The sequence below is a fragment of the Methanomassiliicoccales archaeon genome (assembly GCA_029907465.1).
Classification (GTDB): Archaea; Thermoplasmatota; Thermoplasmata; order Methanomassiliicoccales; family JACIVX01; genus JACIVX01.
Window position 1 is genome coordinate 21,315 of the sequence record JARYLV010000010.1, and the last position, 13,596, is coordinate 34,910.

At 50.4% G+C, this 13,596-nt stretch carries 12 protein-coding genes; 2 read left to right on the forward strand and 10 right to left on the reverse strand.

The genetic code is table 11. The features are described from left to right. Positions 1-12: 12 nt before the first annotated feature. From QHH00_05150 to QHH00_05165, 4 genes are all read right to left on the reverse strand, one after another. Positions 13-882: an EamA family transporter gene (locus tag QHH00_05150; protein MDH7508770.1), complete on the reverse strand. Its 870-nt coding sequence runs from the start codon at positions 880-882 to the stop codon at positions 13-15. Positions 883-948: 66 nt separating this feature from the next. After that, on the reverse strand, positions 949-2,010 hold the full coding sequence (locus tag QHH00_05155; protein MDH7508771.1) for an NDP-sugar synthase: 1,062 nt from the start codon (positions 2,008-2,010) through the stop codon (positions 949-951). Positions 2,011-2,128: 118 nt separating this feature from the next. Next, positions 2,129-3,193, reverse strand: coding sequence for a dipeptide epimerase (locus QHH00_05160; GenBank protein MDH7508772.1), 1,065 nt, complete (start codon positions 3,191-3,193; stop codon positions 2,129-2,131). Positions 3,194-3,217: 24 nt separating this feature from the next. Continuing rightward, positions 3,218-4,081, reverse strand: coding sequence for an ARMT1-like domain-containing protein (locus QHH00_05165; protein ID MDH7508773.1), 864 nt, complete (start codon positions 4,079-4,081; stop codon positions 3,218-3,220). Between the two features lie 137 nt (positions 4,082-4,218). Between QHH00_05165 and QHH00_05170 the strand changes: the two genes are divergently transcribed. Continuing rightward, a complete protein-coding gene (locus QHH00_05170; GenBank protein MDH7508774.1) occupies positions 4,219-6,417 on the forward strand; it encodes a CDC48 family AAA ATPase in 2,199 nt (732 codons plus the stop codon). A 24-nt stretch (positions 6,418-6,441) separates the two neighbouring features. On the opposite strand, the gene QHH00_05175 is transcribed toward QHH00_05170, so the two are convergent. Genes QHH00_05175 through QHH00_05185 form a run of 3 tightly spaced genes read right to left on the reverse strand, consistent with a single transcriptional unit; the run spans position 6,442 to position 8,351 of the window. Then, a complete protein-coding gene (locus QHH00_05175; protein ID MDH7508775.1) occupies positions 6,442-6,879 on the reverse strand; it encodes an N-acetyltransferase in 438 nt (145 codons plus the stop codon). A gap of 3 nt (positions 6,880-6,882) precedes the next feature. Continuing rightward, positions 6,883-7,758, reverse strand: a complete 876-nt coding sequence (locus QHH00_05180) for a RimK family alpha-L-glutamate ligase (protein MDH7508776.1) — start codon at positions 7,756-7,758, stop codon at positions 6,883-6,885. After that, complete coding sequence (locus QHH00_05185; protein ID MDH7508777.1) at positions 7,746-8,351, reverse strand: RimK-like ATPgrasp N-terminal domain-containing protein; 606 nt, start codon at positions 8,349-8,351, stop codon at positions 7,746-7,748. The genes QHH00_05180 and QHH00_05185 overlap by 13 nt, the downstream gene beginning before the upstream one ends. A gap of 354 nt (positions 8,352-8,705) precedes the next feature. Here QHH00_05185 and QHH00_05190 point away from each other — a divergent pair, with 354 nt between their 5' ends. Next, on the forward strand, positions 8,706-8,945 hold the full coding sequence (locus QHH00_05190; GenBank protein ID MDH7508778.1) for a PRC-barrel domain-containing protein: 240 nt from the start codon (positions 8,706-8,708) through the stop codon (positions 8,943-8,945). Positions 8,946-8,968: 23 nt separating this feature from the next. On the opposite strand, the gene QHH00_05195 is transcribed toward QHH00_05190, so the two are convergent. From QHH00_05195 to QHH00_05205, 3 genes are all read right to left on the reverse strand, one after another. Further along, positions 8,969-11,185 (reverse strand): tetratricopeptide repeat protein, encoded by a 2,217-nt coding sequence (locus tag QHH00_05195; GenBank protein ID MDH7508779.1) that lies wholly within the window; start codon positions 11,183-11,185, stop codon positions 8,969-8,971. After that, entirely contained in the window at positions 11,182-11,988 is an 807-nt protein-coding gene (locus QHH00_05200; protein ID MDH7508780.1) for a hypothetical protein, read from the reverse strand. The genes QHH00_05195 and QHH00_05200 overlap by 4 nt, the downstream gene beginning before the upstream one ends. 63 nt (positions 11,989-12,051) lie before the next feature. Beyond that, complete coding sequence (locus QHH00_05205) at positions 12,052-13,575, reverse strand: tRNA uridine(34) 5-carboxymethylaminomethyl modification radical SAM/GNAT enzyme Elp3 (GenBank protein ID MDH7508781.1); 1,524 nt, start codon at positions 13,573-13,575, stop codon at positions 12,052-12,054. Positions 13,576-13,596 lie beyond the last annotated feature (21 nt).

Sequence of the window (13,596 nt, forward strand, 5' to 3'; positions counted from 1 at the left end):
CGATATAAATCCTCATTTTCTATTTCGCTTTACTGATATAATAACGATAGCGAAGACAATGAAACCTCCCCCGACCCAAGTGGCAATGGTCGGAATTTCCTGCAAAATGAGGAAGGCGAAGACCATGGCGAAAACGATCTCGAGTAGGAGGATGATTGAGGCGATCGTCGCGCCCATTCCTTTCAGCCCGTAATTGTATAGAAGGAAGGCGAGGCCCGTGCAAATGATTCCGGTGTAAACCGCACTCATACCACCAGACAAATCGACTTGATAATCCCCGGTGAATATCAAGGTTAAAGGAACTAGAATGATCGTCGTTACCAGAATCACAGCACAGGTAACGAGAAGGACATCATGCTCCCTCATGAGAACCTTTTTCTGATAAACGATGTAGAACGCCCAGAGAACACCAGCGCAGAAGACCATTGCATTGCCGAGGAAACTCCCAGTGAAGATTGCTGATAGATCGCCGTTCGTCGAGACGATCACCACGCCAACAAGACCACTCACAAGACCTATGACAACCTTCTTGGAGATCTCTTCGGCAAGAACGAAAAAGGCAATGATGGCGACGAAGACCACATTAATGTCGATGAGAAGCACGGCATTCGTCGCGCTCGTCATTGTCATACCTAGGTGCTGCAGTTCCAGCGCAACGGCATTGAATCCCGCGATCCCCCATACGAGCTTGTCATTGAAAATCCGCCAGCTGAATCTCTTTGACACTGCCAAGACAAAAAGGAGTACGACTGATGCGAGGACGAACCGTAGGAACGAAAAAAGGAACGGGTCGATATGTTCGACGCCGATCTTCGCTGAGACGAATGATGTACCCCAGATGAAGCTCGATGCGATGAGGGCCGCTTCGTGTTTCGCGTTCACCCAGCGGCAATCCCTGCAGAACTATTTAACCGAAGCGCTCGAATCAATCGCGCCGAGTCGCTCGGCTCACTCTTCTGTGGCGCCCTCTAGTGAACGGGGACCCTTGATCTCGATGCCGTCGCCCAGGACGCTTCTCACAATTCTTGCGCCAGGTCCGATCACGCATCCCTCCCCGAGGATGCTTTCACTGATCACACAGTTGTTTGAAATGTGGCATCGGCCCAATACCAAGGAGTTGACAATTTCGCTCCCATCACCAATCATGCTCTCTTTTCCGATTACCGATGAAGAGATGACGCAACCTTCGCCGAGAGCGACATCCCGCCCGACATAGGAGCTGCCGACGATCTTCGCACTTCCCTTGACAAAACGATCGCCCGATGGCACCAATCCATCCCGAAAATGTGCTTGCGTCCGATCCGCCATCTTGATATTCGCCTCTAAGAGGTCAAAGGGCCTTCCGATATCCTTCCAGAATCCGGGGATCCTAAAGCCAAACAATTTCCTTTCTGCCGCAAGGAGCCTCGGAAATAGATTCCTCGAGAAGTCGAACTTTTCACCGAAAGGTATCTCCGCCAGGACCTCTTTTTTCAACACGTAAATACCAGCGTTAATGAGGTTCGAAAAGACCTCTTGTGGGGAGGGCTTTTCCTTGAACTTCAAAATCCGTCCTTGATCATCTAGACCGACGATGCCAAACTCCTCAGGTCTTTCCACCTGTGTAAGGGCGATTGTGACATCAGCCTCGTGACGCTCGTGGAACTCGATGAGCGACTTTATGTCGACGTCTGCGAGCACGTCCCCGCTCGCGACGACAAAAGTCTCGTCAAGCTTTTCTTCCAAGAGCTTAACAGCGCCAGCAGTTCCCATCGGCTCCTCTTCAAAAGAATAGATGATACGGGCACCGAGTCTCTCGCCATTCCCAATTGCAGCGACAACATCTGCCGACCTATATGAACATGTCAAAAAAATATCACTGATGCCGGCCCTCGACAAAGATTCGATCACGTATTCGAGACAGGGCCTGTCGAGAATCGGTAGCAAAGGCTTCGGCCTCGTGTTCGTCAGTGGCTTCAACCTCGTGCCCTCGCCACCAGCGAGTACGACTGCCTGGTCAATCCTCCGCATCAACTCATCTCCGAGACGAACGTTTCAAAACGGATATACACGGAAGTAATAAAAAGGTGGCATAATGAAACCATGTCGGACGATCCATTTAACCGATATCGTTTTCGATAAGGATCTCTCAATCCTCGCTGACGATCAAATTGACACCAAGACCTGGAGATCCGCTCGTATACAGTCTACCATCCCTGAACTCGACGCCATTGGTCGGATCATTCACAAAAGAAAAATGCGAGTCCAGATCGGCGTATTTGACCGCCTTTCCTGAGAGAGCAAAATGGAGGCCGCCGGCAATCGACGCCGCGCACTCCGACATGCAACCAACCTGAATACCAATACCATGATCCTTGCAAAGCGTATCTATGATAACTGCTGAGTGAATTCCGCCGAATTTGACGAGTTTAAGGTTGATCATCGATGCACAGTCCTCCCTGATGATCCTGTTCACGTCATCTAGCGTCTTGGCCGATTCATCGGCCATAATCGGAATCGACGATATCGAAGAGAGTTTCTTCATCGACTCAAAATCGCTTGCTGAAACTGGTTGCTCGACGAATTCGACATCCAGGCAATCAAGCTCCTCGACAAATCGCTTCGCTTCTTCGAAGCTATACCCCTGGTTACAGTCAACCCTAAGCCTGATTCCTGATCCAACAACATCCCTGATCGCCCCGACCCGACGGATATCTCCGTTGACGTCCAGCCCCGTTTTAATCTTGAGAACGCGAAAGCCTGACTTGACAGCATTCGCCGCTTTTTTGACAGATGTTTCGAGATCCTCTATACCGATCGTGAACGATGTCTCTATACAATCGCGCATCCGGCCGAGCATATCGCAGACCTCGAACCCTTTTAATTTTCCAATGAGGTCGTAAATCGCGAGGTCGACGCCGCTTTCGACCGCGGGATACCCTGGGAGTTTCCTGTCCAAAATGTTATGGATTCCATCGATATCCTCGGCATCGCAACCTATGAGTATACCCCTGACCTTCAAAATCGAGTTCTCGATTGATTCAGCTGTTTCTTTCGTTACGGAATTTGGCACGGCCACGCCCAGGCCATCAATATCGCCGGCATGGATTATGATCAAGAAATTGACTGTATCTTTCGATACTCCCGTCGCAATGCGGAAGGGTTCTTCCCTTTCGAGCCTTATCTTCATGAAATCAACCGATTCGATTTTCATCGCTTGACACCGCCAGCCGGACACCTATTCAACGACTCTGACGACATTGTCATTGATTCTCGCGCCTATTGCCCTTGCGACGGGTCTGCACTTCGCTCGCAGAATATACGCAATCGGTTTGAACGCATAATCCGAAAGTGCCTCGAAGTTTGCCATTCCCTTTGAGACGATAAGGTCTGCCTTTTCGAATTTATTCCTGAGTTCCGCAGACATTCTTAAAACGTTGATGCCAATCGCAAACATGCCAGTTGTGTCCAGATCGTCAACGAGGGACGCGACTGAAGTTTCAACCGCGTCTTCTCGTGTCGCGTCCGTTAGGATCGGTTCTCCCTTCACGACGCCTATCACCTTCGCCCCAAAGGACTTGATCTGCTCTATCAACAACTTATCGAACACGATCTCCCCGCAATTGTCGAAAAGATAAACCACACTGTCCGCCCCTTCAAGGATTCTTTTCATTCTGGGTGTGTCGTCTACATCGAGTCCCTGCGCGACGATCGAGTCGAAGGCATTCGAAAACAGCTCAGGTCCTTCCACCGACGCGCGGATACCGAAATCGAGGACATTGCCGGCGATCGAACACAAACAGGCGGCTTTCAATTTATCGTTCGCGGAATACACATAGGATCGCGCCCTTTCGAACATTGAGAGCGCTGTCAGATTGCTCTTTCTCTTCAAATCCTTGTATGGATCAGGGCAAAGAAGGTCATATGCTCGCCGGTGCACATGAGTCGCCACATCGGCCGAATTCGCGCCGATCCTAAATTTCTCACACAGCGTCTTCAGGCACTCTACCATCACCTCTTCCTTCCGATCGGGCGCGCAGAGGCGTGTCTCGTAAAGCACGCGACCAAGGAGGCAGGGCACGCACTCAGCATCCATCTGCATGTTCGGGACTCATGTCTTCCCCCCGCATTAATCCTTTGTGTTCAAAATCGAAATTTTAAGATAACTTGTGAAGGCCAGGGGTCAGGAAGGTTTAAGACTCGCTGAAGCATTGTGCAGTCAAAGAATGTGGGGGTAATATGGCAGAGTCCGTGACCCTGAGGGTGGCTCGCGCCCAGCACCAATCTGAAGTTGGACTCGGAAGGGCAAGGATCGACGCAAAGACGAGAAGGGAATTGGGAGTTGAGGTCGGAGACGTCATTGAGATCGTTGGAAAGAAGAGAACTGTCGCGAAAGTATTTAGAGCATCTCAGGAGGACGAAGGAAAAGGGATCATTCGTATCGATGGCATGATCAGGTCAAACGCTGGTGTCTCGATCGGGGAGAAGGTCACCGTCTCCAGGGCGGACCCGCAGCCAGCATCGAAGGTTGTCGTCGCGCCGAAGATCCCCCAAGGGAAGAAGGTCAGATTCGGCCAGGGCGTTGAGGAACTTTTCAGGAAGGGGCTCATTAACCGACCGCTGATCAAGGGCGATGAGATCATCATCCCAAACATCGCATTGATGGGCGGATTCCTGCCATTCATCGTCGTCAACACACAGCCCTCTGGCGTGGTCGTCGTGGGGGAGCATACAGAACTTTCTGTGAAAACAGAACCTGTGGAGACGACAGAGGTCGTTACACCGTCTGTCACTTACGATGACATCGGCGGCCTAGAGTACGAGTTACAAAGAGTACGCGAAATGATTGAGCTACCACTCAAACACCCTGAGCTTTTCGATCGTCTCGGCATCGATCCACCTAAGGGTGTCCTTCTCTTTGGTCCACCAGGAACTGGAAAAACACTCATTGCGAAGGCCGTGGCGAACGAGGCGGGCGCAAACTTCTACGCGATACAGGGCCCCGAGATCATGAGCAAGTATTACGGTCAGAGTGAGCAGAAACTGCGCGAGAAGTTCGAGGAAGCCGAGAAAAATGCGCCTTCAATCATTTTCATCGATGAGATCGACTCGATCGCACCAAAACGCGAGGAAGTTCAGGGCGAAGTGGAGCGGAGAGTCGTGGCTCAGCTTCTTACGCTTATGGACGGGCTCGGTGGACGTGGGCAGGTCATCGTCATTGGTGCGACGAATCGTGAGGACGCACTCGATCCCGCTTTGAGACGACCCGGGCGGTTTGATCGAGAGATTGAAATTGGCGTCCCGACCAAAGAAGGCAGGAAAGAGATATTGCAGATTCACACACGAGGGATGCCACTTGCTGAGGACGTCGATCTTGATAAGTACGCAAGCTTGACACATGGATTCGTCGGAGCGGATCTCGCCGCCCTTGCGAGGGAAGCTGCTATGAAATGTCTCGCGCGGTATGTGCCGGAACTCGATCTCGATAAACCCGTTCCGCCGGAACTGCTGGAAAAGATGAAGGTCACCGCAAGAGACTTCGATGAAGCTCTGAAGGAAGTCGAGCCGAGCGCGATGAGAGAAGTGCTCATCGAGATCCCGAGGGTTACATGGGACGACATTGGCGGACTCGAAGATGTGAAACAGCAGTTGAAGGAAATGGTCGAGATGCCCCTCGAAGACCCTGAGGCGTTCCGCAGGATGGGCATCAAGCCTCCTAAGGGGATCCTTCTTTATGGACCGCCTGGTACTGGGAAGACGCTGATCGCCAGGGCTGTCGCGACTGAGTCGAAGGCAAACTTCATCTCGATTAAAGGGCCGGAGATCATGAGCAAGTGGGTTGGGGAGAGTGAGAAGGCGGTCCGCCAGATTTTCAAGCGTGCAAAGCAGGTTGCTCCCTCGATTGTTTTCCTTGATGAGATCGATGCTATTGCACCGAAACGGGGGCTCAGCGGCGATACGAAAGTCGTCGAACGTGTTGTCAACCAGCTGCTGACGAGCATGGATGGACTCGAGAGCCTCGATCGGGTCACGGTGATCGCCGCAACCAACCGCCCAGATATCGTGGATCCTGCGATTCTCAGGCCAGGAAGGTTCGACCGCCTCGTTCTGATCCCAGTGCCCGACCTGGAGGCGAGGTTGGCGATCTTGAAGATTCATACGCGATCGATGCCGTTGAAGGACGTCGATCTGGGGTCAATCGCTGCGAGGACAGAGGGATTCGTCGGAGCGGATCTCGAAAACCTTTGCAGGGAAGCCGCGATGAACGCGCTGAGAGAGAACAAGGATGCGTGCCATGTGGAGATGCGCCATTTCGATGCAGCACTCAAAATCGTCCGGCCTTCAGCAGATAAGAATACCATGAAGCAGTACGAGAGTATCGGCCATACACTTCAGAAGGCAAAGACCGGATGGGAAGAACTTGGCGCCTACAGGTGAATACCTGTTACCAGTATTCCCGGATCAAGGTAGCGTCTTCTCCATTCTCAGTCCGTCAACTCCCCCGGAATAATAGTTCTCAAGTTTCTTAACAGTCCTGAATCCAAGCGCTTGATAGAATGCTATCGCATCGGAATTCAATTCGCTGACCTCGAGCGTCATCTTCGTGCACTTTCGCTCAACGGCCAGTCTTTCCGCAGCCCGCATCAGTTCCGTACCTATTCCCATCTTACGATACGCAGGATGAACACAAATCGAATAGACCCGAGCAGCTGGTGTATCCATTCTGAATAGCAGGAGGATGTAGCCACGAATTCCATTGTTCTCGTAGACTAGCGTTGCAGATTGAGCTTTCTTGATAAGATAGGACATCCGCCGGTGTGAAAAGGCATCGATATTGAAAGATTCGTCCTCGAGTTTCTGAATTTCAGGAATATCCTGGGGAGACGCTGTCCTGATCACTTTTTAGCCACCTGCTAGGTATCGTATGATCCTCTCGTAGACCTCCGGGTTCTTTGCGTCCTCGCCTCCCGCGTCGATATTAGGATTGTCGTTGACCTCGATGACCAGGTATTCCCCATCGACTTCTTTTATATCAACTCCATACAGGCCTTTCCCGATAGCAGCGGATGCTTCGATACCTGTTTCGATTAATTCTGGATCGACTTCTTTGAGGTCCATTGCCTGGATTCTCGCCCATGTCACGTGTCCATTTTCTCTATGTTGGATTTTCCAACTACTCGGGGGCATGATGTACTTGCAGACAAAGAGCACTTCTCCGTTAAGCGTCGTAACACGCCAGTCAAAGTTAGAAGGGACAAAGCGTTGGGCGACAATGGCGCTCGTTCTCCGGAAGTATCTCCTCGCAGTCTCCAGGAACTCGGATAGATTCTCTACCTTCTCGACGTAAGTTGAAAAACTGCTGAACGGTGCTTTCAACACAACAGGGCATCCAAGCTCTTCGAAAACTCTTCTGGCCGTGTCAGGATTCAAAGTGTTTTTATCGAGGAAGCGCGTCTCTGGAACTCTCAGCCCGTTCTTCTGCAATCTAAGATACATATTGATTTTATCGCAGCAAATGATGATCGAATCGGGATCATCGATCACCCTAAGGCCGTTCATTTCCGCTATGCGAGAGGCGACGTATGACGCGTTCATCGGGTCGGTTGTAGATCTGATGAAGAGTGCATCGAACTCAGGAATCCTGTGAATTTCCGACCTGAAAATATAGTCAAAACGATGTCCTAGGTTGAGCGCTGTGACCTTGAAATTCGTGAGGGCGTTAAGTTCCTCTGAACGATTAATCGTATAGCGCTCAACGAAGCACGCTATATTTGCCATTCGTTCGCCTTCCTGAGGAGTTTCAGCTCCTTACTCTTGAGCTGATGGAGCGGTAATGGTTCAATTGCGCTGAGCAGGACCTCGCCATCCTCGATGACCCTCACTTTACAGATTGGCAGGTGAAAGAGATTCCAGATCTGATTAGCGATCGTTTCGAACTCGTCGGTTGTTGTAGTGCCGAGAATACATTTGAATTCCCTGATCGATGCATCCTCTCTAATTCTCTGGACAAGTATTGGATACTTGTAATTCCTCGTCAACGATTTGCCGATAGTCTTCACGTGCCCTTCTTTGTAAACAACGCTGTGTCGTCGCATGAAAGGATTAATAGGGTATATGATTGCAGGAGGCTCAAAGAATCCGTTCGAGATATAATATTCTGGAACTGGGATGCCGGCTCGTTTAGCCCTTTCCATGCACAATGGAACAACATACGCATCAAGCGCTTCCTTCACCCGCGGATAAACAGGGATTTCTTGCACCTCAGCTTCGACACTCTCGTAGTGCCCTTCGCTGAGATATCGGTAGTCACCAGCAATGTTAACGAAAGCACTCTCTTTTGATTGATAATGAAGCTTGTAGCTTAAGCCCATGGGTAACGACCCGTTTTACGAGACTTTTTAATCTCCCTCGGGAGAAGCTTAAGAAGAAGCCCAGCTAATAAACCTTTCCGTTCTATCACCCAGCATTTACATTTTTTTGGTTTGTCTCGAATGCGAGTTACCAGTCAGATCACTCCGGTACGGGAAATGCTGAGGCTTCGGAAGGCACCTGCAGGGAATGATTATTAGGCAACATCATGGAATGATAAGAATTTCTATAATGGCGCCAATACGTCCTGCCCTTCCCAGATTAGATAGCTTATCCAGACCCTATGAGATAAAGCTAAATATGGACAATATCATTCATATAACCAGTTATCAAAATCATTATAGAAGGTGCTCGTAATGAGGAAGTTCATCACGGAGTTGAAGGGTAAAACTGTAATGACAAATGATGGGCAGATCTTGGGGATGATTGACAACTTTGTTATCGATACGACAACGGGAGAAATTCAGCATGTGCTTGTGGTGCCAGCAGAAGAGATTGAAACCCGATTATACAAGACTGACGCACAGGGCAGACTCATCTTACCCTTCAGCGAGATGCGGGCCGTGCGCGACGTCGTCGTGATGAACATTAGCTGAGATTTTTTGCGTACTTATTGGCCTTATTTCTTACCTTCTTTGACAATACTCAGCACGCGGTCGCGATTCGCAATTGCATCATGAAATTTTGGGTTCTTTTCAATTGCCGCGTTATAAAGCTCAAGAGCTTTGATGAACTCTTTTTTTCTCTCCGCCACGATTCCTAGGCAGTTGAGCGCATCAGCGCTCTGCTCAATGCGCAACGCGGAGGTGAACGAGTCAGACGCGCCCTCAAGATCGTCAATTGCGAGTTGACATATCCCCTTGTTGAGATGGAAGGAGGGGCGTTTCTCAAGCAATAACGCTTCCTCAAAACACTTTAACGCTTGTGCATAATCCGCTTGGAGATAATTGACGCATCCGAGGTTGTTCCACGCATCGGCATATGCCGGGGCGAGCGATATCGCGTCTCTAAACGCCTTTGCAGATCGCTCGAAATCGCCCAGGAGACGATAACATACGCCAAGATTGTTCATCAACTCAGGTGTGATCTCCCCTTTAGCAACGATCTCTTCGATTTCCTCAACAGCCTTCCCGTAGTTTCCAGATGCTATGAGTAAAAGAATGCGCAGCTCACGCATAATCCATGTCTCATTTTTTATGAGAGAGATATCAAGCCGCTCGAGCCGGTTCATTTCAAGCAGAAGTAACAATCGCCTGGCATCGGATTCGATGGAGTCATGAAGTCCTTCCAGGATCCTCAGACACTCCTCTTTTTTCCCAAGGCGATAGGTGACTGCCTCAAGATCAAGAAGGTTGAATACGTCTCCTGGGATCTCTCTGACACTTTCCTTGATAGAGATGAGCGCTTCCTCAAACCGGCCGAGATCGAGCAGCAGTTCGCCACGCAGCCGATGCGCCTCTGGCGTCAGAGGTTCTATCTTGAGACACTTTTCGACCTCCATCAATGCCTCCTCTGGTCTTCCCATCGCCCGAAGGATGATCGCCGCATTCAAAAATTCCCTGGCTATGCCAGTGTCTCGTTTTCTTTCTGGGGGAGCAGTCATATCTGCCGCAGCCAGTGCTTCATCACGCTCAATAACCGCTTCAGAAAGACTTGGATTCAGAACGAGGGCAACACCAAACGACTTGGCCGCATCATCGAAAAGGCCTGCCGCCTTCTGGGCCCTCCCGAGATTTAGCCAGAGTTCTGCTTTACCGCCCTCAACTCTCACGACTTCCTGCCATGCATCGACAGCTTCGCCAACTGAACCGAATTCGGACAAAAGGGATGCGCGATTAATCAACGCCTCAAGATTCTTAGGATCGCTCTTGATCGCGAGCTCGAAGGAATGGAGCGCGTCAGTCAGTCGACCGAGAGCCTTGAGTACGAGACCACGGTTGTTGAGAGCTTGAGCATCCCCAGGGTATGATTTTAGCATTAGTTCATAAACCTTCAGCGCTTCGTCGAACATGCCGAGCTGGTAGAGTGCAGCGCCTTTGTTGAGGAGTACCGGACGCATCGCAGGTGATAACCTCAAGGCATTATCGTATGCAGCCAATTCGCCCTTGAAGTCGCTGAGCCTGCCGAGGAAGACCCCGAGCAGATACCATGAGTATGCGTCATCGGGCTTCAGCTCTATCGCTTTCCTGCAGGCCTCCACCGCTTTTTCATTCCTTCCAATTTCTGCAAGAGCGATCGCTTTCTTCTGCCAGGCCACAAAATGATCTGGTTTCAATCGGAGTGCCTCTTCTATGTGGACGAGCGCTTTCTCGTAGTTCTTCTGTCTCATCGCCTCCTCCGCGGCACCGAGCACTGCGTCAAATCTCCCTATACTCGGAAGGTATCTCGCACCCTCCTGCTCCAGTATGCGACGGTCGATTTCCTTGAGCAATTTAGACCCAATTCCAAATTTCTTAACCAACGATAGAAAACGAGATTGATCAGCGTAAGCGATCTGGTTATCGGTTGCAAGTTGCCGCGCGTCTTCATCAAAGTCACCTAAAACGATGAGAGCAGGGCGTCTTCCCTCAAGCTCAGCTTTTTCCTTGATCTTCCTGAGCCCTTCTGAAGAGGCATCAGCGGCACGTCTGGAGACCATGACGAGATATTTTCCCTCCTTGCCTTCGCCTTCGACGAGCACAGTATCGTCGGAGTAGATTGCTCCAGTGACCCTGAGTTCCATTAGACCCAGCAATTCAATAACGGTGTCTCTGAATTCCTCATCACTCAGTGTCCTCAGCGCATTGGCGATTCTCGCATCAAGTCTCTCCTCGAGGATCTCTTCAATTTCTTTCATTTCAATCCGCCCAGGAGCAATCGGAGTCTGTTAACCCTCCTTCCTTGAGCATCTTTCGGCAGTTCTCCCATGACTTTGGTTGCTTCCGCATGCCTACCCAAATCCAGAAATATGCTCGCTTTCCAGATCAGTATGTTATTCTTTTCCTCGACAAAATCCTCAGAGTCGAGGAGCTGATCGAGCCTCTTGATCGCTTCATCGCTTGATCCGATGAAATGAAGGATAACCGCCTTGTTCACCTCAGTGATCTTCTTCAGACCGGGATAAGGCGCGCCATGCCCATACCGCTTCATTGCACTTTCTGCCATCGATTTCGCAAAAGGGATCGAAGCCGACGGTTCAATCGGCAGGTTCATCACCTCTCTGGCAGTAATTGCCTCAATATTGCCCAATCTAATAGAAGCACGAGCCCATGATTCCCCAGAAAAAGTTAGGTCTGAAGTCACATCAACAATCTGGCGCAAGAAAGCCCTCCGCGGCAAACGTTCGTCACCATTCAATCTAAGATCAATCCCAAGCATCGAGAGGTATCGATCAATGAGGATCGGCAGCTGATCTTTATTATCCGCCATCGAAAGCTCTCTAAATCTAGTGATCGTCTCAAGACCCTTGCCAAAGGCGACATCAGAATCGGAAAAGGGGCCAATCCTCATCGATACGCTACAGAGACGATTTAGCCTTACGTCAGCGGTCGGATCGAGAGATGATGGTAGAAGCGCGAAGGGGTCTTTCAGTCGCTCAAAACATGCCTTGCACAGTAGTACATTTTCGGCCGTTTTTTCACCGCAGCTGATACACCCCAATAAAACACCAAATTATGCATCATCACTGTGAAATAAAAATATTGGTTTTTGAACTACAAACGATCAAAGTCGTTTCGCCATATACACGCCATCCCGCACATATCCCATGGAGGAATAGTATCGCCTCGCACCGACGCCACTTGTGACCTTTATCTCCCTGCAACCTCTTTCGCGCGCGATCCGCTCCGCCTCAGCGATCAGCTGTCTGCCGAACCCCCGGTGTTGCCATGATTCTCCACTCTGACCGATTGGCAACATCTGGCCAAAGACCTTTAACTCTCTTAAATGCGCGGTGTCATTCAAAGGCGAATCATTGATCCTTAACCTTGCATAGCCAACAAGTGCGTTTTGATCTGGTAACTCATAGGAAATGAAATACTCGTCACCGTCGGAGGCCCGGTATTTGATGATCTTGAGTTCAGCATTTAATTGTTCGTTGAGGTCGACGCCGAGTAACCCCACTTCTCTGCACCTAATGCACTGACAGCTCGCTCCGTCCTCCTTCATTTTTTCTCTGACGAGCTCCCTCAGGTGTCCCTTGTCGACCCCTGCCTCAATCAACGGCACAGGTATATCCCTTTGAATCCTCTGGATACGGACATACGGAGGCACAATTTTTTTCATCTCGGCGATGACTTCCACGGCTTCTTCAGTCGAATAAGGCCTGTATTTCCCGCCCTTCCAGAGATCATAGAGTGGCGTCCCTTTAACTACAAGCGTCGGGTAGATCTTCAACATGTCTGGCCTGAATCTTTCATCTTCGAACATCTTCGAAAAACTCGCGAGGTCTTTTTCTCTCGATGAGCCGGGTAGGCCAGGCATAATATGGTAGCAGACTTTTAGCCCCAATTCCTTTGCGATGCGCGTCGCCTTGACGACCTCCGACACGCCGTGCCCCCGTTTCACCACGCTTAGTATCTCGTCGTCAAGTATTTGCACGCCAAACTCAACTCTCGTGGCGCCCAGATACATCGAGAACTCTGCTTTCTCTCGATCGAACGAATCGGGCCTTGTCTCGACGGTCATTCCGATACATCGGTGATCGGCCGTTTCATTGATCTCGTGCGCCTCTTCGAGCGACTCGCTGCTTTTTGAATTCAGGGCATCAAAGCATCCCTTCACAAATGATAGCTGGTATTCCCTTGGACGTGTTGTAAATGTCCCACCCATGATGATCAGATCTATCTTGTCGGTAGGGTGGCCGATGGCCTCGAGCTGTGCGATCCTGCTCCTCACCTGTCGAAATGCATCATACTCATTGGCCGAGGCCCTTCTCGCCGCTGGTTCCTTTCCAGTGTAGGATTGCGGGGATCCGTATTCAACCCCGCCAGGGCAATAGATACATTTACCATGCGGACACGGCGCAGGCGAAGTCATTACAGCGATGACCGCCACCCCGCTCAGAGTTCTCGTGGGCTTCCTTCGCAATAACCTTAAGACGAGTGGATACTCCTCCTCATCTGCAACTGCTAAAGTCTCTGAGTTAGGCGGTATTTCGCTGAGGTTGAACTGTTTTGCCAGTGTAATCTTCGCGGTCTGGAGACTCTTCCTATCTTTTATCGCTCCTCCGACGATCTGCCTGATCAAGGCTTCATGGTAACTCCAACG